The following is a 23,100-nucleotide window of genomic DNA, read 5'->3' on the forward strand; positions in this document are numbered from 1 at the left end:
ATTGAGCGAATGAAACTTTGAAGGAAAATAATTGATGCTGACGATTATTCACATTTATGTTTAAAAAAGCGTTTTTATAACAAAAGGTTATTTATAAGAATTAGAACAAACTCCCGTCATCGTCGCTTTTATGAGTGAAACGCGTCGTTCTTTAAGGCTTGCGCAACAGGTCGCGCAAATGATACTCATACGCCGCGTTAAAAAATCCCATAAACCAACGCAACACAATTCATACCCTTTCAGTATGTCTCCCTGTTCATGCAGTTTGAGTGAATAAGGCGCTTCATTGAGGAAGTCAGTTTCTATGAAAAACGTTAAAGTCAGCCTTGCCTGGCAGATCTTAATCGCCCTTGTGCTGGGCATCTTGCTGGGCAGTTACCTCCACTATCATAGCGACAGCCGCGAATGGCTGATTGCGAACCTGCTCTCTCCGGCAGGGGATATCTTTATTCATCTGATCAAGATGATTGTGGTACCGATTGTGATCTCGACGCTGGTGGTCGGTATTGCGGGCGTCGGCGATGCGAAACAGTTAGGCCGTATTGGCGCGAAAACCATTATCTATTTCGAAGTGATCACTACGGTTGCGATTATCCTCGGTATCACGCTGGCGAACGTGTTCCAGCCGGGTTCCGGGATCGATATGTCGCAGCTGGCCACGGTGGATATTTCGAAATACCAAAGTACGACCGCTGACGTGCAGAGTCATGCGCATGGCCTGATGGGCACTATTCTGTCGCTGGTGCCGACCAACATCGTGGCGTCGATGGCGAAGGGCGAGATGCTGCCTATCATCTTCTTCTCGGTGCTGTTTGGTCTGGGACTCTCTTCACTGCCGGCGACGCATCGCGAACCGCTGGTGACCGTGTTCCGCTCTATCTCCGAAACCATGTTTAAAGTGACCCACATGGTGATGCGTTACGCGCCGGTAGGGGTGTTTGCGCTTATCGCGGTGACCGTGGCGAACTTCGGTTTTGCCTCCCTGTGGCCGCTGGCGAAGCTGGTGCTCCTGGTGCACTTCGCCATTCTGTTCTTCGCGCTGGTGGTGCTGGGGATCGTGGCGCGCCTGTGCGGGCTGAGCATCTGGATCCTGATTCGCATCCTGAAAGATGAGTTGATTCTGGCGTACTCCACGGCAAGTTCTGAGAGCGTGCTGCCGCGCATCATTGAGAAGATGGAAGCCTACGGCGCGCCTGCCTCTATTACCAGCTTCGTGGTACCGACCGGCTACTCCTTTAACCTGGACGGTTCGACGCTGTACCAGAGCATCGCCGCTATCTTTATTGCGCAGCTGTACGGCATTGACCTGTCGCTGTGGCAGGAGATCGTACTGGTGCTGACGCTGATGGTGACGTCCAAAGGTATTGCAGGCGTTCCGGGCGTCTCCTTCGTGGTGCTGCTGGCAACGCTTGGCAGCGTCGGTATTCCGCTGGAAGGTCTGGCGTTTATCGCCGGTGTTGACCGTATCCTCGACATGGCGCGTACCGCGCTGAACGTGGTGGGGAATGCTCTGGCGGTGCTGGTTATCGCCAAGTGGGAACACAAATTCGATCGTAAAAAAGCGCTGGCGTATGAACGCGAGGTGCTGGGTCGTTTTGATAAGACGGCCGACCAGTAACATCCTAAGCCCGGTGGCGCTGCGCTTACCGGGCCTGCGGGTTTTGTAGGCCGGGTAAGGCGAAGCCGCCACCCGGCACTTTACTCCCCGCTTAACGCATCAAACTCTTCGCATCCCGTATCAAACCCTTCCGTACAGCTCAGGTTCAACCAGTAGAGCGCTTTCTGTTTATTGGGCGTGATAAAGCCTTTCTCTCCCTGCCTGAACAACATCCCTGCCCAGTACTCGGCGTAGCCCGTGCGTGAAAGTGCCGAGCTCCGCTTGAACCACGAGGCGGCCTGCACGTCGTCCTGGGCCACTTCAACGCCGTTGGCATAAATCAGCCCGAGCAGCATTTGCGCATCTACCGCAGAATCGTTATCGATATCTTCGGCCGCCGTTTGCAGCAGTTTGATGGCCTGAGGATAGTCAGTTTTACCTGCCTGAGTATTGACCAGCACGCGCGCCAGCATGATCGCGCCGCGTTTGCTGCCCGCTATGGTTGCCTGCTGCGCCAGTGCCTTAGCTTGCGCATAATTTCCCTGGGTAAAGAGGATTTGAGAGAGCAGCCCCATGGCGTCGACATCGCCACCTTTAGCGGCTTTCTCGGCCCACAGCGCGGCCTGCTTGCTGTCACCGGAGCTAAGGTATGTATCGGCCAAATAATACTGGGCACGGGCGTCACCCGCTTCAGCCTGTTCTTTGTACTGACTGCCAATCTCGTCGGCACGGACAAGCGATGTAAAAAGTAACAACAACAGAAAAATATGTTTCATGGGTTCTTATCATCGGGGTACACGCCGCGCAGTATAATCGCGGCGACAGAAGAAAAAAATGGGTGCATTAAGACCTCAGCATCCTGCAAGCCGGGCGGAACCGTGGTTCCGCCCGTAGAGGTTAGCCTGCGTTACAGGCTAATTTTGCCGCCACCTCCTGATGTTCACCCTTTATTGAAAACTCGCATAACTTACCTCGAGTAATAAAGGTAAAGATCACTATCGTCAGGCAAATAATAAAGACGATGCCTAACGCAGTTTTTAATGGCGTCATGCCTTTTACTCCTTGTCAAAAAAAGAATAAGAGGCTACTCTCAACTTGTTCGGAGTTGAGGGAGTAGCCTCGGGTAAATGAAAATTTCCCGGGGCTTTCTACTTTCTGTCCCTCAACAATGCTCAAGACAGAAAGTCTTAAGCACCCGCCGCACATCTTATCCCTCTGAATTAAAATGCAAAGATGTAATTCTTTTTCGCGAAAATTACATTATTTCTGCGAGCCGCTTTCCAGAATAATAATTCATATATTTGATGAGTTAATCGGAAATAAAAAGGGAGTGAATATCTCACTCCCTTTATTCACTTATGAATTAACGGCTTCAGCCCATTGCGCTTTCGCGCAGTCGGGCTTTCAGCTTGTTATATTCGTCGATGACATACTGTTCCGCAGCGTGCTGATCCGCAATTGGCTCCACGCGTACGGCGCAGTATTTATACTCCGGCGTTTTGGTTATCGGACTTAAGTTCTCCGTGACCAGCTCGTTACAGGCGCCAATCCACCACTGGTAGGTCATATAGACCGCCCCTTTGTTCGGACGATCGCTGACCTGCGCACGGGTAATGATCCGGCCTTTGCGCGAGTTCACCCACACCAGCGCTTCATCCTCAATGCCGAGGCGCTCTGCGTCGGCGGTGTTGATTTGCGCGTAGCCCGGTTCGTCCGCCAGCGCCGCCAGCGCGGCGCAGTTGCCGGTCATCGAGCGACAGGAGTAGTGGCCTACTTCACGCACGGTGGAGAGCACCATCGGATACTCGTCGGTGAGTTTATCGATCGGCGCGACCCAGTCGCAGGTGAAGAACTGCGCCAGCCCGTTCGGGGTGTCGAACTTCTCTTTAAAGAGATAGGACGTCCCCTGGTCGGCTTCTGACTCATCCCGACACGGCCACTGGATGTATCCCAGCTCACCCATTTTTTCATAGGTTGCACCGTAGAAGTCCGGACACAGATTGCGCAGCTCGTCCCAGATCTCCTGAGTGTTGTTGTAGTGCATCGGGTAGCCCATGCGGGTGGCGATTTCGCTGATGATCTGCCAGTCGGTTTTCAGATCCCACTTCGGCTCGACCGCCTTAAAGAAGCGCTGGAAGCCGCGGTCCGCCGCCGTGTAGACGCCTTCATGCTCGCCCCAGGAGGTTGACGGTAGAATCACATCCGCCGCCGCCGCGGTTTTAGTCATGAAGATATCCTGGACAATCACCAGCTCCAGATCCTCGAACCCTTTGCGCACCGCAGACAGCTCGGCGTCGGTCTGGAGCGGATCTTCACCCATGATGTAGGCCGCACGCACTTCGCCGTGCGCCGCGCGGTGCGGCAGCTCGCTGATGCGATATCCGGTGTGTTCCGGCAGGCTTTCCACGCCCCAGGCCTTCGCGAATTTCTCGCGGTTTTCCGGGAACTTCACGTACTGGTAGCCCGGGTAGGTGTCCGGCAGCGCGCCCATATCGCAGGCGCCCTGAACGTTATTCTGACCACGTACCGGGTTGACGCCTACGTGCGCTTTACCCAGATTGCCGGTCAGCATCGCGAGGCTTGTCAGAGAACGCACGGTTTCCACACCCTGATAGAACTGGGTCACGCCCATTCCCCACAGGATGGCGGCGGTTTTCGCCCCGGCATACATCCGTGCCGCCTGGCGGATCTCCTGCGCGCTGACGCCGGTGATTGTTTCCACCGACTCTGGCGTATAGCCTTCGACAATTTTCCGATACTGTTCAAAACCTTCCGTACGGGTCGCGACAAACGCCTGGTCGTACAGGTTCTCCTCAATAATGACGTGCCCCATTGCGTTCAACAGCGCGATGTTCGAGCCGTTTTTCAACGCGATGTGCATATCCGCAATGCGCGCGGTTTCAATTTTGCGCGGATCGCAGACGATGATTTTCGCCCCGTTCTGCTTAGCGCGAATAACGTGGTTCGCGACGATAGGGTGAGAATCCGCCGGGTTATAGCCAAAGATGAAGACGAGATCGGTGTTATCTATCTCGTTGATGGCATTACTCATTGCGCCGTTACCGACCGACTGGTGCAGACCTGCAACCGATGGGCCGTGTCAGACGCGAGCGCAGCAGTCGACGTTATTGGTTCCAATAACGGCGCGCGCGAATTTTTGCATCACATAGTTGGTTTCATTGCCCGTCCCGCGTGAGGAGCCGGTGGTCTGAATCGCATCCGGGCCATATTTGGCCTTGATGGCGCTCAGACGCGTGGCGACGTAATCCAGCGCCTCGCTCCAGGAGACGGCTTCCAGCTTGCCGCCGCGCTCGCGGCGGATCATAGGGGTTTTCAGGCGCGGGGTGAGGATTTGGGTATCGTTAATAAAATCCCAGCCGTAGTAACCTTTCAGGCATAGCGTGCCCTGGTTGGTTTTCCCCTGTGCGGCCTCCGCCCGGACGATTTTGCCGTTATCGACCACCAGGTGGATCTTGCAACCTGAGGCACAATAAGGGCAAACCGTGACGACTTTTTTCATCAGTCTGCTCCAGTTAATCGAATCATTCGCACCCACTATGCAGCTTCTATGCCATGTTTTTTGTATGGGTATACCCTGACTTTACGGTCCCTTCGCGGTGAAAACCCTGACAAAAAGCAGCCAATCGTCAAAATTGACGTGTCGACAGGGCAGCGGATGTGACATGGGTTGAATTTCCGTCACTGAAAAAACCATTTGACTGGAGCCGACGGCAGAATGGTTCAGACTTAACATAATCCCCTGACGGAAGCATACGATGAAACCGGCGATTCTGGTGGTAGATGACGATACGGCAGTCTGCGAACTGCTTCAGGACGTGCTAAGCGAGCACGTCTTTAGCGTGCTTGTCTGCCATAACGGCCAGGATGCACTGCGGCAGGTACAGCAGGAGCCGAATATCGCGCTGGTGCTGCTGGATATGATGCTGCCGGATATCAACGGCTTACAGGTTTTGCTGCAGCTGCAAAAGCAGCGCCCGGCGCTACCGGTGATCATGTTAACCGGGCTGGGCAGTGAGTCAGACGTGGTTGTGGGGCTGGAGATGGGGGCCGACGATTATATTGGCAAACCGTTCAACCCGCGCGTGGTGGTCGCCCGCGTTAAAGCGGTATTGCGCCGTACGGGCGTGCTGGCTGCGGAAGTCCCCGCAGCGCCCGTAGCGGGCATTGCTTTTAACGGATGGACGCTCGATACCACCCGCTGTGAGCTGAGCGATCCGCAGCGTAACCCTGTCCCCTTAACCCAGGGCGAGTACGGCCTGCTGCTGGCGCTTACGCAAAATGCCCGTCGGGTGCTGAGTCGTGACCGGCTGCTTGAGCTGACCCACAGCGAAAGCGCGGACGTGTTCGACCGCACGATTGACGTGTTGATCATGCGCCTGCGCCGGAAGATCGAGGCTAATCCGCATCAGCCTGCGCTCATCAAAACCATCCGGGGGCTGGGTTACGTGTTTGCCACCGATGTTTCACATAGCGAGAAAGCGGCCTAAGTATTCTCTTTGATAAACAGCTGCAGCTCGGCCAGCGTTTTCGCGCCGTCAATCGCGTTGGCGGCCAGCAGGCTGGCTCGCGCGCAGGCGTGTGCAAGATAAATGCTCTCCGTGAGCGGGAGCGATTCATGGCAGCCGTATAAAAACCCCGCGCAAAACGCATCGCCCGCGCCGACGCTGCCGACAATGTCTTTTTGCTCCAGGAGCCATGAGGGGATCCAGCGACCTTGCTCACCCGGCGCTTCGCCCCACGCGCCTTCCGGACAGTGGATCACCACCCGCTGACGCACGCCTGCCGCCAGCAGCTGCGTCGCGGCATCGGCGATATGGGCGATATTCAGCACATCGTCGCCGTCGCGCATCTCCAGCCCGCTAAACTCCCCGGCTTCCAGGTCGTTAATCACCAGATAATCAAGGTGGCGCAGGGCTGGAAGCACCAGCGGCTGGTAGCGCGGGTCGCCCTTGCGGGACACCAGATCGAGCGACGTTTCATACCCCTGGTCGCGCATCTGCGCCAGCAGGCGCGCGCTGCGGGTACCAAACTCGTCATCGGGCATATCCAGGCTGTCGAGCAGCAGCAGGTAGCCGAGATGGAAGATCTTCATCGATCCGTCTAAGCGATCGAAGGCGGGAAGATCCAGCAGGCGGTTGGCGCCCGGCGAGTGGAAGAAGGTGCGCTGTCCGCTGGGATCGGTCATAACCTGCGACATGGAGGTCGGGGCAAAGGTGGTGCGCTGCACGCGCTGGCGGTTGACGTGGTACTGGTCGAGCATTGCCAGAATGTAATCCCCGTCGGCATCTTCACCAATCAGCCCCACTGCCTGCAGCGGCAGGCCAACGTGCATTTTTGCCAGCGTCAGCAGCACGTTGAGCGGCGCGCCGCCGGTTGAGCGTTCGCTGTGGGTAATTTCCGCCAGCCAGCCGCGCTCCGGCCACTGCACGATCTGGTGGACGTGATCCACCAGCATGTTGCCTGCGGCGATGATGCCTTTGCGTTCCATTATGCCTGCCCCGCGCTGCCGAAGATGCGCATCTGTTCGGCGACCGTATCGGTAATCGCCTCTTCTATCCCCAGCAGCAGCTCGGCAAACTCATCGTACAGCGGCTGACGGTTCGCCATGCGCTGCTCCACGGCGGCGAGTGCGGCCTGCGACATGCCGGTGTAGAAGTTGATTTTATGAATGCCGAGCCCGATGGCGCGGCGGAAGTCGGCATCGCTAATCCCGGAGCCGCCGTGTAAAACCAGCGGCAGCCCCGTCTGCTGGCGAATGGCGTCCAGGCGTGGGAAATCGAGTTTCGGCTCGCCCTTGTATTTACCGTGCGCGTTACCGATGGCAACCGCCAGCGCGTCAATACCGGTTGAATCGACAAATTCGCGCGCCAGCTGCGGGTCGGTAAAGAACGCTTCATCCGCATGCCCGTACAGCGCGCCGCCTTCATCGCCACCGACCGCGCCCAGCTCTGCTTCCACCGACACGCCGACCGCGTGGCACATCTTCACCACCTCCCGCGTCTGGCGAATGTTCTCCTCATAGCTCAGCGTAGAGCCGTCGAACATCACCGAGCTGAACCCTAAGCGCAGGGCGCGCACCACCGCCTCGAAATGCAGGCCGTGGTCGAGATTGAGCACCACGGGAATATCGTGGCGGGCGGCCTCGAACTTCACCGCTTCGACAAGCGAATCCAGGGAGACGTACTTAAAATGCACTTCGGCGATGTTGATGATAAACGGCGAGCGTTCCTGCTTCGCGGCGGCGAACAGCGCGCGCAGGAAGTGGGAGTCGAGCACGTTAAACGCGCCCAGCGCGTAGCGATGCGCCCTGGCGTGCTCCAGACCGTCGGCAAGAGAGATCAATGGCATCATTTACTCCTTATATCCGGAACAGGTTGTACTCGTTGCACAGCACCAGCAGCGCCGGTTCGTCTTCTTCGATGTTGTTATAGCGGGCAACGGGCTGCAAAAAGTGGTTATCGTGCTCGTCGTCGTTTACCGATGACACCTCCCCAACCAGCACGTCACCGAAGCCGCGTTCTCCCCAGAAGCTGTGGTACAGACCGGGTGTCAAACAGACGCTTTCCCCTGGCATGAGGCGCAGCTGGCTGCCGGGCGCGTGGGTCTGACGGCAGCCGTCGACGGTGACCGTCACGTCGGTGTTTTCCGTTTCTTCATGCGCCCCGGCATTCCATAACTCAATAATCAGATTCCCGCCGCCCCGGTTGATGATGTCTTCCCGCTTGCGCCAGTGAAAATGCATCGGCGTCACCTGGCCGTCGCGCACGTGCATAATTTTTTCGGCATAGCACTTTTCATAAGGCACGCCGTTGGGCGAGCCGTTGCGTAGCGTAAACAGCGTCAGGCCCTCGGCGGCAAAGCTGTTGCCGCCGAACGCCGTCACGTCCCAGCCGAGCTTGAGGTCGAACACTTCCTGCCAGGCGGCCTGGTCAAGCTGCTGCCATTTTGTGGGCGGGAAGCTGGCAAACGGCGGGAGATGCACGTCGTGCATGGAAAAGAACTGTCGCGTGTGGCCGAGAATTTCATTGATGTCGGAGCGTTTCATGGGGACTCCTTGAAAACAGTTCCCTCTCCCTGCGGGAGAGGGAAAAGGATCATTTAACCGTCCAGCCCTTGTACGTGCCGACGTTCTTTTTATCGATCATCGTCACCGGGATCAGCACCGGCGCTTTCGGCGCAGGTTTGCCCTGTAGAATGTCATAGCCGATCTCCACCGCTTTTGCCGCCATCACCTGCGGATCCTGCGCCGGGGTCGCGACAAACAGCGAGTTTTCCCGCTTCAGCGCTTCTTCACCGTCCGGGCTGCCATCCACGCCGACGATAAAGAACTCGTTGCGCTGAGCCTGTTTCGCGGCCAGATCGGCGCCGATCGCGGTCGGATCGTTAATCGCAAACACGCCGTCGATCTTCGGATTGGCCGCCAGCAGGGAGGTCATGACTTCCAGACCGCCTTCACGACTGCCTTTGGCGTTTTGGTTATCCGAGAGCACCTTGATATCCGGATGTTTTTTGAATTCTGTCTGACAGCCTTCCACGCGGTTTTGCACCGCAGAGACCGGTGGTCCGTTGATGATTACCACGTTGCCTTTGCCTTTCAGGCGGTCGGTAATGTACTTACAGGCCATTTCGCCCGCCTGGGTGTTATCGGAGGTGATGGTCGCATCAGCGCCTTCCGCCGCCACGTCAACCGCAACGACCACGATCCCGGCGTCCTTCGCGCGCTTCACCGCCGGGCCGATCCCTTTGGAATCCGCAGCGTTGAGGATGATCATGTCCACCTTCGCGGCGATGAAGTTATCGATCTGCGCCACCTGCTGGCCCAGATCGTAACCGCTGGAGACCAGCGTCACCTTGACGTTATCGCCAGCCAGCTTGCGCGCTTCCAGCTCGGCACCTTTGGTGATCTGCACGAAGAACGGGTTGGCCAGGTCGCCCACCGTCACGCCGATGGACTTCAGATCTTTTGCCTGCGCAAACGGCGTTGCGGCAAGCAGCGCGCCAGCACAGAGCGCGGTCACTAACGGTTTCAAACGCATATAGTATTCCTCGAAGCTGTAGGGTTTTGTTGTTATGCACTTTGATGATGTCGGGTACGGTATTTGTCGATCAGCACCGCTATGATGATCACCGCCCCTTTGATCACCAGCTGCCAGAAGTAGGAGACGCCCATCAGCGTCATGCCGTTGTTGAGGGTGGCGATGATCAGCGCGCCAACCAGCGTGCCGGTGATCGTGCCGATCCCGCCGACGAAGCTGGTGCCGCCGAGGATCACCGCCGCAATCGCATCCAGCTCGTAGCCCGTGCCGAGGTTACCGTTGGCGCTGTAGAGGCGCGAGGCGCTCATCACGCCGCCAAGCCCGGAGAGCAGGCCGCTCATACCATAGACAAACAGCAGCACCAGCCAGACCTTAATGCCGGTCAGTCGCGCCGCCTGCATGTTGCCGCCCACCGCGTAGATGTGGACGCCGAGCGTGGTGCGGCGCAGGATGAACCAGCAGATAGCAATGACCGCCAGCGCGATCAACACCAGCCAAGGAATCGGGCCGAGGTAGTTATTGCCGATCCACTCGAAGCTGATGTTGGAGTTAATGACCGTCGTGCCGTCCGCCAGCAGATACGCCGCGCCGCGCAGCGCCGTATAAGTGCCGAGCGTCACGATAAAGGGCGGCAGCCCGGCAAAGGCCACCAGCGCGCCGTTGAACAGGCCCAGCACCATGCCGAGCATCAGCGCCGCCGGAATGGAGAGCATCGCAAATTCAGGGATCAGCGAGACCACCATCGCCGCTACCGCCGTAGTGCCGAGAATCGAGCCCACGGAGAGGTCAATCCCGCCGGTTAAAATGATGAAGGTCATTCCCGCCGCCAGCACAATGTTGATCGACGCCTGACGGGTAATGTTGAGCAGGTTGCTCTCGGTGAAGAAGTTCGGGGCGATAAAGCCAAATACCGCCACAATCAGGATAAGAATCGGCAGGATGCCGACCGTTTGCATCAGATCGCTCATCAGCAATTTTTTGGCGGAGGCGGATTTCGCCACCTGCTGCGGATGGGTTGGAGTTGTCATGATTGCACCGCCTGATGATGAGTGTCGTTCACGCCGGTTGCCAGCGTCATAATGTTTTCCTGAGAGATGTCGCGTCCGTGAAGTTCACCCGCAATACTGCCTTCCCGCATCACGTACACCCGGTCGCTCATGCCTACCACTTCCGGCAGCTCGCTGGAGATCATTAAAATCGCCACCCCCTTGCGCGCCATCTGGTTCATGATGCGGTAGATCTCGCTTTTCGCGCCGACGTCCACGCCGCGCGTGGGTTCGTCCAGGATCAGAATGCGTGGGCCGATGGCCACCCAGCGGGAGATCAGCAGCTTTTGCTGATTGCCGCCTGACAGCCCGCCCGCGCGCACCTGCGAATGGGGCACGCGGATGTTGAGCAATGCAATGGCGTCATCGGAAATCGACTGGGCTTTTTTGCGGTTTAGCATGCCGAAGGTCGCGTCGCGCTCCAGCGTCGCCATGGTGATGTTCTCCTGCGCCGCCAGCTCCAGAAACAGCCCCTGCTCCTTGCGGTTTTCGGTGAGAAAACCGATGCCGTTTTCGATGGCCGCACGCGGGGAGTGGATCACCACCGGCTCGCCGTCGACCTCAATCATGCCGCCGGTGGCTTTACGCACGCCGAAGATGAGCTGCGCCAGTTCGGAGCGCCCGGCCCCGACCAGGCCCGCCAGCCCGACGATTTCGCCGGAACGTACCTGCAGGCTGCAGGGCTGTACTTTTTTACCGTCGGTGAGGTGGTGGACGTTGAGACGCGGGCTGCCGAGGGGAATATCACGCTCTTTGTTGAACAGGTCGCTTAACGGGCGGCCCACCATCATGCGCACCAGCTCGGAGGCGTTTAGCTTGTCGCGCGTCAGGCTGCCGACGTACTGACCGTCGCGCAGAACGCTGACGCGATCAGAAAGTTCATACACTTCCGCCATGCGGTGGCTGATATAGATGATCGCCATCCCTTCATCGCGCAGGCGCAAAATCAGTTCAAACAGGCGATGCGTTTCCCGAGAGGAGAGGGCGGCGGTGGGCTCATCCATCACCAGAATGCGGCTGTTGCGGTGCAGCGCGCGGGCGATTTCCACCTGCTGCTGCTCGGCGATGGTCAGCTTCATCACCAGGTCGGTAGCATTGAACTGTGCGCCGAGGCGCTCAATCACCGCCTGCGCCTGGGCGGCCATCTCTTTGCGCTGCACCATCCCGCCGCGCGACAGCTCGCTGCCAAGAAAGATATTTTCGGCAACGGTCAGGTTGGGCGCGAGCTGCATCTCCTGATAAATCAGGGTAATGCCTGCGGCCAGCGCATCTTTCGGCCCTTTAATGTGAAACGGCTGACCGTCGATCAGGATCTCACCGCTGGTGGCGGTATAGGCTCCCGCGAGGATTTTCATCAGCGTACTTTTTCCCGCGCCGTTTTCGCCCATCAGCGCGTGGATCTCTCCGGGGAAGACCGTCAAATCCACACCCTTGAGAGCGTGGAAACTGCCAAACGTTTTGGCAATGCTGCGCATCTCTAAAACCGGGGTTCTGCTCATGGCGGATCTCCTGCAAATGCCGATATCTGCACTTCATCACAGGTGCGTAAATGCAAAATGTCAGAAGCTGTTCATATTTGTCATAGTTATGAATAGCTAATCGCCGTCACATTTCTCTTTTCCCTCTCCCCGTGGGAGAGGGCCAGGGTGAGGGCACCAAACCGCAGAGGAGCCCAAACCCATGCCATCACGCCCCCCCTTTTTCGCCAGCGCCCGAGGCCGCCTGCTGATTTTTAATCTGCTGGTGGTCGCCGTGACGCTAATGGTGAGCGGCGTGGCGGTGCTCGGCTTTCGTCACGCCAGCCAAATCCAGGAGCAGGTTCAGCAGCAAACGCTGGATGACATGACCGGCAGCATGAACCTCGCCCGTGATACCGCCAACGTGGCGACGGCGGCAGTGCGGCTTTCGCAGGTGGTGGGGGCGCTGGAGTACAAAGGTGAAGCCGAGCGCCTGAAGCAGACGCAAATGGCGCTGCGCCGCTCGCTGGAACAGCTTGCGGATGCGCCGCTGGCGCAGCAGGAGCCGGCGCTGGTGGCGCGCATTATTCAACGAAGCAATGAGCTCCAGCAGAGCGTGACGGAAATGCTTGAGCGCGGACAGCGACGCCATCTGGAGCGTAACGCGCTGCTGAGCTCGCTGTATCAAAGCCAGAGCTACCTGCGTCATCTGCAGGACATCAACCGCCGCTATGGCAGCAACGTACCGGATGCGCAGCAGCTGATGGAGATGGACCGGCTGATCGCCGCTGCCATCGACACCCCTTCACCGCGCGCGACCGTTCATCAACTGGACGCCGTGGCCGCAGCGCTGCCTCAAAATGCCGTACAGCCAGTTGTGAAGGGGGTTCTGCCTGATTTTAATGCCGAGTTAGGCAAGCTTGCCCCGCTGTCGAAGCAGCTGGAAGAGAGCGATCTGGCGATAAGCTGGTATATGTTCCACATCAAGGCGCTGGTGGCGATCCTCAACGGTGACATTAATCAGTACGTCGAGCAGGTGGCGCAGGCCTCCCGGCTTCGCACGGCCCAGAGCCATCACGAGCTGCAGTCCATCAGCGTGTTTATCAGCATCTTCGCCGTCCTGGCGCTGATCATTACCGGGTGCGCCTGCTGGTATATCTACCGCAATCTGGCCTCCAACCTGACGGCCATTTCCCGGGCGATGTCGCGCCTTGCTCACGGCGAACAGGATGTTTCCGTTCCCGCCCTCCAGCGGCGCGATGAGCTGGGCGAGCTGGCGCGCGCGTTTAACGTTTTTGCCCGCAATACTGCCTCGCTTGAGCACACCACGCGCCTGCTGAAAGAGAAAACCACGCAGATGGAGATCGACCGCGTCGAGCGTCAGGGGCTGGAAGAGGCGCTGCTGCACAGCCAGAAGATGAAGGCGGTCGGACAGCTGACCGGCGGGCTGGCGCATGATTTTAACAACCTGCTGGCGGTGATCATCGGCAGCCTTGAGCTCACCGACCCCGAATCAAAAGATGCGCCGCGCATTAGCCGGGCGCTGAAGGCGGCCGAGCGTGGTGCCTTACTGACGCAGCGCCTGCTGGCGTTTTCCCGCAAGCAGTCCCTGACGCCGCATGCGGTAGAGATGCTGCCGCTGCTGGAGAACCTCCGGGAACTGATGCGCCACTCCCTGCCTGCCACCCTGACCCTGGAAATTGAAGCGCAAACCCCGGCGTGGCCCGCCTGGATAGACGTCAGCCAGCTTGAAAACGCCATCATCAACCTGGTGATGAACGCGCGCGATGCAATGGAAGGGCAAAGCGGGGTGATTAAAATTCGGACCTGGAACCAGCGAGTCACCCGCAGCGACGGGCGCAGGCAGGACATGGTGGCGCTGGAAGTCATCGACCGAGGCAGCGGCATGTCGCAGGAGGTGAAATCCCGGGTCTTTGAACCGTTCTTCACCACCAAGCAGACCGGGAGCGGGAGCGGGTTGGGCCTGTCGATGGTCTACGGCTTTGTCCGCCAGTCCGGTGGTCGCGTGGAGATTGAAAGCGCGCCGGGGCAGGGAACGACCGTCCGGCTTCATCTCCCGCGCTCCGTGCTGCCCGCCGCTGCAGATGATGAAGCGCTGTCAGCCACCGACTCCGTGGATAGCGAGCGGCTTGTTCTGGTGCTGGAAGATGAGGCGGATGTCCGTCAGACCCTGTGCGAGCAGCTGCATCAGCTTGGTTACCTGACGCTGGAAGCGGACAACGGCGAGCAGGCGCTGAATATGCTGGCGGCGTCACCGGATATTGGCATGTTTATCAGCGACCTGATGCTGCCCGGCAGCCTCAGCGGAGCCGAGGTGATTAACCATGTGCGCAGCCATTATCCGCAGCTTCCGGTGCTGCTGATCAGCGGCCAGGATTTACGGCCCGCGCATAACCCTCAGCTGCCGGACGTCCAGCTACTGCGTAAGCCGTTTACGCGGGTGCAGCTGGCGCAGGCGCTGCGGAAAGTGATGGTAATTTGAGATTCCTCCGCTACCCCCGTTCCCTGTCGTTCATTATCGTAAAGCCAGTTCACCTGCGAGTCTGGCCTTATGAAACGTTACTCAACTGCTCTGTTATTCGGTCTGCTGTCACTCACCAGCCAGCTGGCTCATGCCGATATTGTCGATGATGCTATTGGCAACATTCAGCAGGCGATCAACGATGCCTATAATCCCAGCAGCAGCCGCAGCAGCGATGACGACGATCGTTATGATCGCAGCCGTCAAATCGACAGCCGCCAGTACGACGATCGCCGTCGGCAGCTTGAAGACAGACGTCGCCGTCTCGACGAGCGTCAGCGTCAGCTGGATGACGATCGCCGTCGGTTAGAAGAGGATGAGCGCAGGTTAGAGGACGATTACGATCGAGGTTAAGTGCGGCCTGTTGCCCTCACCCCGACCCTCTCCCACGGGAGAGGGAGAAAACCTAATCCAGTACCAGCACCATCCCGTCATAGCCCGCTTCTATGCCCTGCGGCAACGGATTATCCATCATCCACACGTCAAACTGATGGCTGACGTGCGTCAGGATCACCTGCGGGCAGCCAATCGCCTCGTTTAACGCAATCACGGTATTTAAGTCGCAATGGTTTCGCGGCGTCTCGTTGCGCGGTTCATGACTGCAGTCGATAATCATCGCCTGCGGCTGATTGTTGAGCAGGAACTTCACCGTTTTTTCCGGCAGCCCGGCGGTGTCGGAAAGCCAGGCCACGCGGCTGTGGGCTGATTCCAGCAAATACCCGAAGGTCAGTTTTGAATGGTTGAGCGGCAGCGGCGTGACCCGCAAACCCTGAAGTTCAAACATCACAAACGGTTCGACCGTGTGGCTGAAATCCAGAATCCCCGGATGTTTAAACAGGTCGTCGCATCCCGCTTCGTCCGGCGGACCGTAAACCGGAATGGTCGCGCCAACGCCCCAGCGCAGGGGGAAGAGCCCCTGGACGTGATCCATATGGTAATGGGTCAGCAAAAACTGCTGAAAGCTGCCTGCGGGCCAGTCGTCCATCAGGTGCGGAATGCCCGCGTCCAGCAGCGTCACCGCATCGTTGAATTTGACCACCGCGCTGCAGGGGCGACGGCGATAGTTGTCCTGCAGGCGCGCCCGGCGGCAGGCCGCGCAGTCGCAGCCAAAGACCGGCACCAGCTGGGCGCCACCGGTTCCCGTCAACGTGATGGTCAGACTCATAGCGCACCTCTACAGCGGTTTGGTGAATCGGAAATGGCTCTGCGTGTATCCTTCACGAACGTAAAAACGGTGCGCGTCGGTGCGCTTCACGCTGGTGGAAAGCTCGGTCAGCTCCGCGCCGGCCTGTCGTGCCACCTCTTCCGCCCAGGCCAGCAGCTGACTGCCCACCTTTAACCCGCGCGCCTGCGGCATCACCACCAGCTCCTGGATCTCGCCGATCCAGCGCGCGTGATGGAGGTGAAACTGCATGTGCAGACCGATCATGCCGATGACCTGTCCCTCTCTCTCCGCAAGCTGGTAGCGCATGTTGCGATCCTGCAGATTGGCAAGAAACCCGGAGTGGAACGCCTGATGGTCGAACTCTGCCTGCTTCAGTTCGCAGATCAGGGCATAGACAATCTGCGCATCGTCGGCGGTAGCGGGGCGAAGCTGGCAGTCAGGCATGCTGTTTCTCCTTCTGACGGATAAGCGATAAAAAGGTATCGACTGACTGTAGCAAACTTCCGTCGTTATTGAGGATGTGGCAGTCGAACGGGGCATAGCGGGCCGCACGCTCAAGCCGCTGATCGATCTCACGGGCTGATTCACGCCCCCGGTTCTGCAACCGGCTGCGCAGGACGTCCGGCGAAACCTGCAGACAGACCGGCAGCAGGGCCGCCTCATAGCGGGCGCGCGCTTGTGGCAGATGCGCGCGCGAGCCGTTAACCAGCACGTCAAAACCCGCGTGCAGCCAGAGGTCGATCTCAATGCCGACACCGTAATAAAAGCCGTTGGCGTGCCAGCTCAGCGCCAGCAGGTTTTGCCCGGCGCGGGTAAAAAACTCCTGCTCGCTCAGGGCGATATGGTTTTCACTTCCGGCGTTGGCCGCGCGGGTTATGTACCTGTGCGCGACCAAAAGCCGCGCGTGTTCCTGCTGCCGCAGCGCCGACAGCAGGCTATCCTTACCGGAGCCTGACGGCCCCATCAGCCAGATGAGCCTTCCCATCAGAACACCCTTTTTCCCTGACGCCAGACGTGGTCGATATGAACGTGCTCGCCCTTGCGGTGGGCGAGTACCAGGTCCGCGCGTTTACCCTCGGCGATTTCCCCGCGATCCTGAAGGTTAAGCGCGGTGGCCGGGTTTTTCGTCACCAGACGAATCGCCTGCGGCAGCGTAAAGCTGTTGCTCTCATCGTCGGCAACCCGAAACGCCGCATCCAGCAGGCTGGCGGGGTAGTAGTCGGACGAGAGAATATCCAGCAGGCCGAGCGAGGCAAGCCTGCTTGCCGCGACGTTACCGGAGTGCGAGCCGCCGCGCACGATGTTCGGTGCGCCCATCAGCACGTTCATGCCGTGCCTGCGTGAGGCTTCAGCCGCTTCAAACGTAGTGGGAAATTCGGCGATCACGCTGCCAAGCTGGTGGGATTCACGTACGTGATCGTGCGTGGCGTCGTCATGGCTGGCCAGCGCGATGTTGCGGTCCCGGCACATCGCGGCAATCCTGAGACGGTTTGGCTGCGACCACTTGGCCGCAAGCGCCAGCTGCTCTTCCTCGTAGCGCGCCATCTCTGCGTCGTTGAGAGAATATTTGCCCTGATAGTATTCGCGATACTTTTCAATGTTGGCGAACTGGCGCTGCCCCGGCGAGTGGTCCATCAGGGAGACCAGCGAGACCGGCTCGCGCCCGACCAGCTTTTCAAACAGCGGCAGGGTGGTGTGATGCGGCAGCTCGCAGCGCAGGTGCAGGCGGTGCTCGGCGCGGTTGAGGCCGCGTTTTTGCGTCTCCTCCACGGCGTTGATCATTTTCTCGAGATTCTCCAGGCGATCGCCGCCGTCGCGCACGTCGCCAATCGCCACCGCGTCAAGCACGGTGGTAATGCCGCTGGCGACCATCAGCGCGTCGTGGCTGCTCATCGCCGAATGGGCGGGCCAGTCCACCTTCGGGCGCGGGGTGAAGAATTTGTCCAGATTATCGGTATGCAGCTCAATCAGCCCCGGCAGCAGCCAGCCGCCTTCGCCGTCCATCGCTTCAGGGGCACAGCTCTGGGTTTCGGCAAAGGCGCGAATAACGCCTTCATGGACTTCAACCGAGCCATCAACAACTTCATTTTCCAGCACCAGCTTGACGTTATTGATAATCATGCGTGGACCCCCATCGGGTGCAGTCGGTCTGCGACGCGGCTGCGTACGGTTTCGTCGTGGAAGATCCCGACGATCGCCGCCCCGCGCGCTTTTGCCTGTTCGATCAGCTCCACCACGGCGGCGCTGTTTTTATCGTCGAGCGAGGCGGTGGGTTCATCCAGAAGTAAAATCGGGTAGTCGACGATAAACCCGCGGGCGATATTGACGCGCTGCTGCTCGCCGCCGGAAAAGGTCGACGGGGCGAGGTGCCACAGGCGTTCAGGCACGTTGAGGCGCGTCAGCAGGCTGGCGGCTTTGGCGGCGCAGGTTTCACGCGGCACGCCGAGATCCAGCAGGGGCTGCATCACCACGTCCAGGGCGGAGATCCGCGGGATCACCCGCAGAAACTGGCTGACCCAGCCGATCGTCGTGCGGCGCACTTCCAGCACCTTACGCGCGGGGGCCTGCACCAGATCGACCCATTCATCGTTGTGGCGAATGTGAATGTGGCCTTCATCCGGCAGATAGTTGGCATAAAGGGAGCGCAGCAGGGTGGATTTTCCGCTGCCGGAATGGCCGTGCAGCACCACGCATTCGCCGCTGCTGACCTCTAACGAGGCATTTTGCAGCACCGGCAGGCGCACGCCGTTTTGCTGGTGGAGCACAAAGGTCTTACTTACGTTTTGTACGTGGATCATGTTGGCCTCTTAATTCTGTAATACAGAGGACACCAGCAGCTGGGTGTACGGATGGTGCGGATCGTCGAGCACCCGGTCGGTTAACCCACTTTCCACCACCTGGCCCTGCTTCATTACCAGCAGGCGGTCCGCCAGCAGGCGCGCAACGCCTAAATCGTGGGTGACAATCACCACCGCAAGGTTTAGCTCCACCACCAGGCCGCGCAGCAGGTCGAGCAGGCGCGCCTGCACGGAGACGTCCAGCCCGCCGGTGGGTTCATCCATAAACACCAGCTTCGGATGGGTGACCAGGTTGCGGGCAATCTGCAGGCGCTGCTGCATCCCGCCGGAGAAGGTTGTCGGCAGGTCGTCGATGCGCGAGGCGGGGATTTCCACCTCTTCCAGCCAGTGCTGGGCGGTGGCGCGGATGTTGCCGTAGTGGCGCGCGCCGGTGGCCATCAGGCGTTCGCCGATGTTGCCTCCGGCGGAGACCTGACGGCGCAGGCCGTCCATCGGGTGCTGATGCACCACGCCCCACTCGGTGCGCAGCAGGCGACGGCGCCCGGCCTCGCTCATGCCGTAAAGGGATTGGCCCTCATACAGAATGTCGCCGTTCTGCGGCGTCAGGCGCGCGGAGATGGACTTCAGCAGGGTGGTTTTGCCGGAGCCGGACTCGCCGACGATCCCCAGCACCTCGCCCGGCCACAGCTCGAACGACACGTCGCTAAAGCCTTTGCCCGGCGCATACAGGTGAGTCAGGTTATTAACCGAAAGCAGCGGTTTCATTGGCCGTTCGCCTCGCTCTGTTGGCGGCAGTAATCGGTGTCGGAGCAGACAAACATCCGTTTGCCCGTGTCGTCCAGCACCACTTCGTCCAGATAGCTGTGTTTGGATCCGCAGATGGCGCACGGCTCGTCCCACTCCTGCACCGTAAACGGGTGATCGTCGAAATCCAGGCTTTCCACGCGGGTGTAAGGCGGAACGGCGTAGATGCGTTTTTCGCGCCCGGCGCCGAACAGCTGCAGGGCGGGCATCATGTCCATCTTCGGGTTATCGAATTTCGGGATCGGCGACGGGTCCATCACGTAGCGCCCGTTCACCTTCACCGGGTAGGCGTAGGTGGTGGCGATATGGCCGAAGCGGGCGATATCCTCATACAGCTTCACCTGCATTACCCCGTACTCTTCCAGCGCGTGCATGGTGCGGGTTTCGGTTTCGCGCGGCTCGATAAAGCGCAGCGGCTCCGGGATCGGCACCTGGAAAATTAAAATCTGATCTTCCGTCAGTGGGGTTTCGGGGATGCGGTGACGGGTCTGGATCAGCGTCGCGTCTTCGGTTTTTTCGGTGGTATTGACGCCGGTGACGCGCTGGAAGAAGCTGCGGATCGACACGGCGTTGGTGGTGTCGTCGGCGCCCTGATCGATGACCTTCAGCACGTCCGCCTCGCCGATCACGCTGGCGGTGATCTGAATACCGCCCGTGCCCCAGCCGTAGGGCATCGGCATTTCGCGGCCGCCGAACGGCACCTGATAGCCCGGAATAGCCACCGCTTTAAGTATTGCGCGGCGGATCATGCGTTTGGTTTGCTCGTCCAGATAGGCAAAGTTGTAGCCGCTTAAGTTAGCCATTTTTGCGCTCCCGTTGCAGGCGTTTCAGCAGTTCCAGTTCGGCCTGGAAATCGACGTAGTGCGGCAGCTTGAGGTGCGAGACAAAACCGGCGGCCTCAACGTTATCCGCGTGGGCCAGCACGAACTCTTCGTCCTGCGCCGGGCCTGCAACGTGCTCGCCGTAGTCCGGCGCCTGCAGGGCGCGGTCGACCAGCGCCATTGCCATGGCCTTGCGCTCGCCGAGGCCGAATACCAGCCCGTAGCCGCGGGTAAAGTGCGGGTCTTCGTCTTCCGGGGCGACGAAACCGTTGACCATTTCACACTCGGTCATCAGCAGTTCGCCGACGTTCACCGCAAAAACCAGCTCTTCAGGCACGATTTCGACGTCGATGTAGCCGCTGCGAATTTCGGCCGCAAACGGGTGGTTGCGCCCGTAGCCGCGCTGGGTGGAGTAGGCCAGCGCCAGCAGATAGCCTTCGTCGCCGCGCATCAGCTGCTGCAGGCGGGACGAGCGCGAGCACGGGTAAACCGGCGGCGTGCGGGTGATGTCATCCGGCTGCGCGCCTGAGTCTTCCTCCGCCTTCGCCAGGCCCTGTTTTGCCAGCAGGCTGAAGACGTGCGGAGACGGTTCCTGTTCGGCATCGGAGGTGCTGAGCGTCGGCGCTTCGCCGTTCGCCAGCAGGGTAAAATCCAGCAGGCGGTGGGTGTAGTCGTAGGTCGGGCCAAGCAGCTGGCCGCCGGGAACGTCTTTATAAACGGCAGAAATGCGGCGCTCCAGGCGCATCTGTGCCGTGTTCACCGGCTCGCTCACCGCCAGTCTGGCAAGCGTGGTGCGGTAGGCGCGCAGCAGGAAGATGGCTTCCACGTTATCGCCGCTGGCCTGCTTCAGGGCCAGCGCCGCCAGCTCGCGGTCGGCGATGCCGCCCTCGGTCATCACGCGGTCGACGGCGAGGTTTAGCTGCTGTTCAATCTGGGCGACGCTCAGCTCGGGAAGCCGTTCATCGCCCCGTCGTCTGTGCGCCTGTAGCGCATGGGCGGCCGCGATGGCCTTCTCGCCACCTTTGACGGCAACGTACATCAGCACACCTCCACGTGGGTGGTCCGCGGAATTGCCAGCAGGCGCTCGCCGCAGGTCAGGATCAGGTCAATGCCCAGCGGGAACGGGTGCGGGCGTTCGGTCAGCTCGTGAATGATGCACTCCGGCAGCTGCGGCGCGACCATGCGCTCGTCGGCGATGCCTGCCCCCGTGAGGCGCAGCATGCGGCCGCCGCTCAGGCTGGAGACCTGCAGGATCAGCGTGGCGCTGGTTTCCGGGGCGACGGCGCTGCCTTCGCTCAGGGCATTCAATTGCTCATGGCTGATTTGCTCGTCGGCCACGGCAAAAACCGCCTTCTGGGGCTGATCGACCAGCGGGGCGCTGGTGTGAAAACGCAGGTTCTGGCTGGCGATATCGTTCGACAGCGCGCCCGAGAGCCACACCGGAGTGTCGTTATCGGCAAGCGTCAGCAGCACGCTGGTGGTCGCCAGGTTCAGCGGCAGCCAGCCCTGGGAGAGCTGGTGCAGCGAGACGATCACGCCCGGCTCGCTCATCGCCTTCAGCAGGCGACGAAAACTGTGTTGGGCATCCTGGACGGCCAGGGTAAAAGCAGGTTGAAGCGTCATGCGTTGTCTCCGCGAACGAGCGTAAAGAAGTCGACCCGGCTGGTATTCACTTCGGCCTGACGTGCGGCAATGCGCGCGGCGCGGTCGGCTTCCAGCGGGGCAATAAGGGTTTCCATTAGCGTCTGGAAATAGGGTTGTTCCTGTAAAAGCCCGTCGATCACCGCGCAGCGCTCGGCGTGCGCTTTGTCGCGCCCCAGCACGTAGCTGTAGCCCAGCGTGCCGCTGTTCAGGCGGATCGCGGCGCGGGTGAGGGTGGCGTCTCCGGCGAAAAAGCGCTCGCCGGTGCCGCCCATGCGCGCCTGGATCTGGACGAGGCCGATCTCCGGGGCGCGAAGGGTGTCGTAGTCTGGCGTCAGGCTGAGCGCGTTCATGCGGGCAGCCAGCGCAGCAGGCTGGCTGTGGGCCAGCACGCGCATCCAGCGCTGTCGGGTGGAGGTGTCGAAGTGCATTCAGTGCTCCATGGTGAATTCGATCATGTCGGCGCGGGTCAGGCTGACGGAGTATTCCGTCGCGTTGATCTCGCCGTCACGGTGGTTGAGGGTGCGCACGCAGAGCAGCGGGGCCATATTGGGAATTTCGAGCACCTTGCTCTCTTTCGCCTGCGCGCGACGGGCGCTGATGCGCGTCTGGGTGCGCTTGAGCGCAATGCCTGTCGCATCCTGAAGAAAATCATGCAGCGAGCCGCTGGAGAAATGCTGGAGCACGGGCCAGAGGGCGAGGTCCGCGAAGTAGTGGTCTATCTGGCACACCGCCACGCCGTTAACGCGGCGCAGGGTGCGCAGGTGAATGACGTTATCGCCCTCCTGAATGCCCAGCGCGTCCGCCACGTGGCTGGAGGCCGGACGCAGCACCGAGAGCAGCTTTTCGCTGGTCGGGTGGCTGCCCTGATCCAGCAGGTTCTGGCTAAAGCGCGCCTGGGCGTTCAGCGGGTAGTCGAACGGGCGCATCAGCACCAGCACGCCCACGCCCTGACGGCGCTGGACCCAGCCGCGCTCGACCAGCTGGTCAATGGCGCGACGCAGGGTGTGGCGGTTCACCTCATAGCGGTCGGCAAGCTGCTGCTCGGCGGGCAGGTAGTCCCCGCAGCGGTAGTGCGTGCGCAGCTCCACTTCGAGCTTTGCCGCAATCTCCTGCCAGCGGGTAGGGTAACTGGTCGGATGTCTGGATAAGTGCATAGAAAACAAAGCCTC

At 59.8% G+C, this 23,100-nt stretch carries 24 protein-coding genes; 4 read left to right on the forward strand and 20 right to left on the reverse strand.

What is annotated here, in order from left to right; translation table 11 throughout:
• Positions 1 to 304: 304 nt before the first annotated feature.
• Entirely contained in the window at positions 305 to 1,618 is a 1,314-nt protein-coding gene (gene gltP / locus BJ885_RS21495; protein WP_023310067.1) for a glutamate/aspartate:proton symporter GltP, read from the forward strand.
• 80 nt (positions 1,619 to 1,698) lie between these two features.
• On the opposite strand, the gene BJ885_RS21500 is transcribed toward gltP, so the two are convergent.
• From BJ885_RS21500 to fdhF, 3 genes are all read right to left on the reverse strand, one after another.
• The gene (locus tag BJ885_RS21500) at positions 1,699 to 2,373 is read right to left on the reverse strand and encodes a tetratricopeptide repeat protein (RefSeq protein ID WP_121932725.1); all 675 of its coding nucleotides are present in this window, start codon (positions 2,371 to 2,373) and stop codon (positions 1,699 to 1,701) included.
• A gap of 121 nt (positions 2,374 to 2,494) precedes the next feature.
• The gene (locus tag BJ885_RS21505) at positions 2,495 to 2,647 is read right to left on the reverse strand and encodes a Hok/Gef family protein (protein ID WP_032644722.1); all 153 of its coding nucleotides are present in this window, start codon (positions 2,645 to 2,647) and stop codon (positions 2,495 to 2,497) included.
• Positions 2,648 to 2,969: 322 nt separating this feature from the next.
• Entirely contained in the window at positions 2,970 to 5,117 is a 2,148-nt protein-coding gene (gene fdhF, locus BJ885_RS21510) for a formate dehydrogenase subunit alpha (RefSeq protein WP_121932724.1), read from the reverse strand.
• Positions 5,118 to 5,373: 256 nt separating this feature from the next.
• Here fdhF and BJ885_RS21515 point away from each other — a divergent pair, with 256 nt between their 5' ends.
• A complete protein-coding gene (locus BJ885_RS21515; RefSeq protein ID WP_029740750.1) occupies positions 5,374 to 6,105 on the forward strand; it encodes a response regulator in 732 nt (243 codons plus the stop codon).
• Here BJ885_RS21515 and BJ885_RS21520 read toward each other — a convergent pair.
• From BJ885_RS21520 to BJ885_RS21545, 6 genes are read right to left on the reverse strand one after another with little or no spacing between them, the layout of a single operon-like run.
• A complete protein-coding gene (locus tag BJ885_RS21520; RefSeq protein WP_121932723.1) occupies positions 6,102 to 7,106 on the reverse strand; it encodes a carbohydrate kinase family protein in 1,005 nt (334 codons plus the stop codon). The genes BJ885_RS21515 and BJ885_RS21520 overlap by 4 nt on opposite strands.
• On the reverse strand, positions 7,106 to 7,966 hold the full coding sequence (locus BJ885_RS21525) for a ketose 1,6-bisphosphate aldolase (RefSeq protein WP_121932722.1): 861 nt from the start codon (positions 7,964 to 7,966) through the stop codon (positions 7,106 to 7,108). The genes BJ885_RS21520 and BJ885_RS21525 overlap by 1 nt, the downstream gene beginning before the upstream one ends.
• 10 nt (positions 7,967 to 7,976) lie before the next feature.
• Positions 7,977 to 8,663 carry a D-lyxose/D-mannose family sugar isomerase gene (locus tag BJ885_RS21530; RefSeq protein WP_121932721.1) on the reverse strand — a complete coding sequence of 229 codons (687 nt, stop codon included), beginning with the start codon at positions 8,661 to 8,663 and terminating at the stop codon, positions 7,977 to 7,979.
• A gap of 49 nt (positions 8,664 to 8,712) precedes the next feature.
• A complete protein-coding gene (locus tag BJ885_RS21535) occupies positions 8,713 to 9,654 on the reverse strand; it encodes an ABC transporter substrate-binding protein (protein ID WP_021242935.1) in 942 nt (313 codons plus the stop codon).
• Positions 9,655 to 9,686: 32 nt separating this feature from the next.
• Entirely contained in the window at positions 9,687 to 10,682 is a 996-nt protein-coding gene (locus BJ885_RS21540) for an ABC transporter permease subunit (protein WP_121932720.1), read from the reverse strand.
• A complete protein-coding gene (locus BJ885_RS21545; protein WP_023310078.1) occupies positions 10,679 to 12,199 on the reverse strand; it encodes a sugar ABC transporter ATP-binding protein in 1,521 nt (506 codons plus the stop codon). Before BJ885_RS21545 ends, BJ885_RS21540 begins: the two co-directional genes overlap by 4 nt.
• Positions 12,200 to 12,380: 181 nt before the next feature.
• Here BJ885_RS21545 and BJ885_RS21550 point away from each other — a divergent pair, with 181 nt between their 5' ends.
• Positions 12,381 to 14,660, forward strand: coding sequence for a hybrid sensor histidine kinase/response regulator (locus tag BJ885_RS21550; protein WP_121932719.1), 2,280 nt, complete (start codon positions 12,381 to 12,383; stop codon positions 14,658 to 14,660).
• Between the two features lie 69 nt (positions 14,661 to 14,729).
• Positions 14,730 to 15,053 (forward strand): DDRRRQL repeat protein YjdP, encoded by a 324-nt coding sequence (gene yjdP, locus BJ885_RS21555; protein WP_049007719.1) that lies wholly within the window; start codon positions 14,730 to 14,732, stop codon positions 15,051 to 15,053.
• Positions 15,054 to 15,105: 52 nt separating this feature from the next.
• On the opposite strand, the gene phnP is transcribed toward yjdP, so the two are convergent.
• The 11 genes from phnP to phnF are packed head-to-tail and all read right to left on the reverse strand — an operon-like array spanning position 15,106 to position 23,085.
• Positions 15,106 to 15,864 (reverse strand): phosphonate metabolism protein PhnP, encoded by a 759-nt coding sequence (phnP, locus tag BJ885_RS21560; protein WP_121932718.1) that lies wholly within the window; start codon positions 15,862 to 15,864, stop codon positions 15,106 to 15,108.
• Between the two features lie 9 nt (positions 15,865 to 15,873).
• On the reverse strand, positions 15,874 to 16,308 hold the full coding sequence (gene phnO, locus BJ885_RS21565; RefSeq protein WP_121932717.1) for an aminoalkylphosphonate N-acetyltransferase: 435 nt from the start codon (positions 16,306 to 16,308) through the stop codon (positions 15,874 to 15,876).
• Positions 16,301 to 16,852, reverse strand: a complete 552-nt coding sequence (gene phnN, locus BJ885_RS21570) for a ribose 1,5-bisphosphokinase (RefSeq protein ID WP_121932716.1) — start codon at positions 16,850 to 16,852, stop codon at positions 16,301 to 16,303. Before phnN ends, phnO begins: the two co-directional genes overlap by 8 nt.
• Positions 16,849 to 17,985 carry an alpha-D-ribose 1-methylphosphonate 5-triphosphate diphosphatase gene (gene phnM, locus BJ885_RS21575; RefSeq protein ID WP_121932715.1) on the reverse strand — a complete coding sequence of 379 codons (1,137 nt, stop codon included), beginning with the start codon at positions 17,983 to 17,985 and terminating at the stop codon, positions 16,849 to 16,851. The genes phnN and phnM overlap by 4 nt, the downstream gene beginning before the upstream one ends.
• Positions 17,982 to 18,662 carry a phosphonate C-P lyase system protein PhnL gene (phnL, locus tag BJ885_RS21580; protein WP_121932714.1) on the reverse strand — a complete coding sequence of 227 codons (681 nt, stop codon included), beginning with the start codon at positions 18,660 to 18,662 and terminating at the stop codon, positions 17,982 to 17,984. Before phnL ends, phnM begins: the two co-directional genes overlap by 4 nt.
• Positions 18,663 to 18,671: 9 nt before the next feature.
• Entirely contained in the window at positions 18,672 to 19,427 is a 756-nt protein-coding gene (gene phnK, locus BJ885_RS21585; protein WP_029740230.1) for a phosphonate C-P lyase system protein PhnK, read from the reverse strand.
• A complete protein-coding gene (gene phnJ, locus BJ885_RS21590; RefSeq protein ID WP_023310087.1) occupies positions 19,424 to 20,269 on the reverse strand; it encodes an alpha-D-ribose 1-methylphosphonate 5-phosphate C-P-lyase PhnJ in 846 nt (281 codons plus the stop codon). Before phnJ ends, phnK begins: the two co-directional genes overlap by 4 nt.
• The gene (locus BJ885_RS21595; protein WP_121932713.1) at positions 20,262 to 21,326 is read right to left on the reverse strand and encodes a carbon-phosphorus lyase complex subunit PhnI; all 1,065 of its coding nucleotides are present in this window, start codon (positions 21,324 to 21,326) and stop codon (positions 20,262 to 20,264) included. Before BJ885_RS21595 ends, phnJ begins: the two co-directional genes overlap by 8 nt.
• Entirely contained in the window at positions 21,326 to 21,910 is a 585-nt protein-coding gene (phnH, locus tag BJ885_RS21600) for a phosphonate C-P lyase system protein PhnH (protein WP_121932712.1), read from the reverse strand. Before phnH ends, BJ885_RS21595 begins: the two co-directional genes overlap by 1 nt.
• Positions 21,907 to 22,359, reverse strand: coding sequence for a phosphonate C-P lyase system protein PhnG (gene phnG, locus BJ885_RS21605; RefSeq protein ID WP_121932711.1), 453 nt, complete (start codon positions 22,357 to 22,359; stop codon positions 21,907 to 21,909). The genes phnH and phnG overlap by 4 nt, the downstream gene beginning before the upstream one ends.
• A complete protein-coding gene (gene phnF / locus BJ885_RS21610) occupies positions 22,360 to 23,085 on the reverse strand; it encodes a phosphonate metabolism transcriptional regulator PhnF (RefSeq protein ID WP_032662528.1) in 726 nt (241 codons plus the stop codon). It lies immediately after the preceding gene.
• Between the last annotated feature and the right edge of the window lie 15 nt (positions 23,086 to 23,100).

The sequence above is a fragment of the Enterobacter sp. WP_7_1 genome, from assembly GCF_003688535.1.
GTDB lineage: Bacteria > Pseudomonadota > Gammaproteobacteria > Enterobacterales > Enterobacteriaceae > Enterobacter > Enterobacter asburiae.

Bases quoted from the DNA above. Each gene is read 5' to 3' on its own strand.
- BJ885_RS21530 (WP_121932721.1), bottom strand. From the start codon at position 8,663: ATGAAACGCTCCGACATCAATGAAATTCTCGGCCACACGCGACAGTTC.
- phnJ (WP_023310087.1), bottom strand. From the start codon at position 20,269: ATGGCTAACTTAAGCGGCTACAACTTTGCCTATCTGGACGAGCAAACC.
- phnK (WP_029740230.1), bottom strand. From the start codon at position 19,427: ATGAAACCGCTGCTTTCGGTTAATAACCTGACTCACCTGTATGCGCCG.
- BJ885_RS21520 (WP_121932723.1), bottom strand. From the start codon at position 7,106: ATGGAACGCAAAGGCATCATCGCCGCAGGCAACATGCTGGTGGATCAC.
- gltP (WP_023310067.1), top strand. From the start codon at position 305: ATGAAAAACGTTAAAGTCAGCCTTGCCTGGCAGATCTTAATCGCCCTT.
- phnL (WP_121932714.1), bottom strand. From the start codon at position 18,662: ATGATCCACGTACAAAACGTAAGTAAGACCTTTGTGCTCCACCAGCAA.
- phnP (WP_121932718.1), bottom strand. From the start codon at position 15,864: ATGAGTCTGACCATCACGTTGACGGGAACCGGTGGCGCCCAGCTGGTG.
- BJ885_RS21545 (WP_023310078.1), bottom strand. From the start codon at position 12,199: ATGAGCAGAACCCCGGTTTTAGAGATGCGCAGCATTGCCAAAACGTTT.
- phnF (WP_032662528.1), bottom strand. From the start codon at position 23,085: ATGCACTTATCCAGACATCCGACCAGTTACCCTACCCGCTGGCAGGAG.
- BJ885_RS21595 (WP_121932713.1), bottom strand. From the start codon at position 21,326: ATGTACGTTGCCGTCAAAGGTGGCGAGAAGGCCATCGCGGCCGCCCAT.
- yjdP (WP_049007719.1), top strand. From the start codon at position 14,730: ATGAAACGTTACTCAACTGCTCTGTTATTCGGTCTGCTGTCACTCACC.
- BJ885_RS21505 (WP_032644722.1), bottom strand. From the start codon at position 2,647: ATGACGCCATTAAAAACTGCGTTAGGCATCGTCTTTATTATTTGCCTG.
- phnG (WP_121932711.1), bottom strand. From the start codon at position 22,359: ATGCACTTCGACACCTCCACCCGACAGCGCTGGATGCGCGTGCTGGCC.
- BJ885_RS21540 (WP_121932720.1), bottom strand. From the start codon at position 10,682: ATGACAACTCCAACCCATCCGCAGCAGGTGGCGAAATCCGCCTCCGCC.
- phnO (WP_121932717.1), bottom strand. From the start codon at position 16,308: ATGCCTGACTGCCAGCTTCGCCCCGCTACCGCCGACGATGCGCAGATT.
- phnM (WP_121932715.1), bottom strand. From the start codon at position 17,985: ATGATTATCAATAACGTCAAGCTGGTGCTGGAAAATGAAGTTGTTGAT.
- BJ885_RS21525 (WP_121932722.1), bottom strand. From the start codon at position 7,966: ATGCCATTGATCTCTCTTGCCGACGGTCTGGAGCACGCCAGGGCGCAT.
- BJ885_RS21550 (WP_121932719.1), top strand. From the start codon at position 12,381: ATGCCATCACGCCCCCCCTTTTTCGCCAGCGCCCGAGGCCGCCTGCTG.
- BJ885_RS21500 (WP_121932725.1), bottom strand. From the start codon at position 2,373: ATGAAACATATTTTTCTGTTGTTGTTACTTTTTACATCGCTTGTCCGT.
- phnH (WP_121932712.1), bottom strand. From the start codon at position 21,910: ATGACGCTTCAACCTGCTTTTACCCTGGCCGTCCAGGATGCCCAACAC.
- BJ885_RS21515 (WP_029740750.1), top strand. From the start codon at position 5,374: ATGAAACCGGCGATTCTGGTGGTAGATGACGATACGGCAGTCTGCGAA.
- BJ885_RS21535 (WP_021242935.1), bottom strand. From the start codon at position 9,654: ATGCGTTTGAAACCGTTAGTGACCGCGCTCTGTGCTGGCGCGCTGCTT.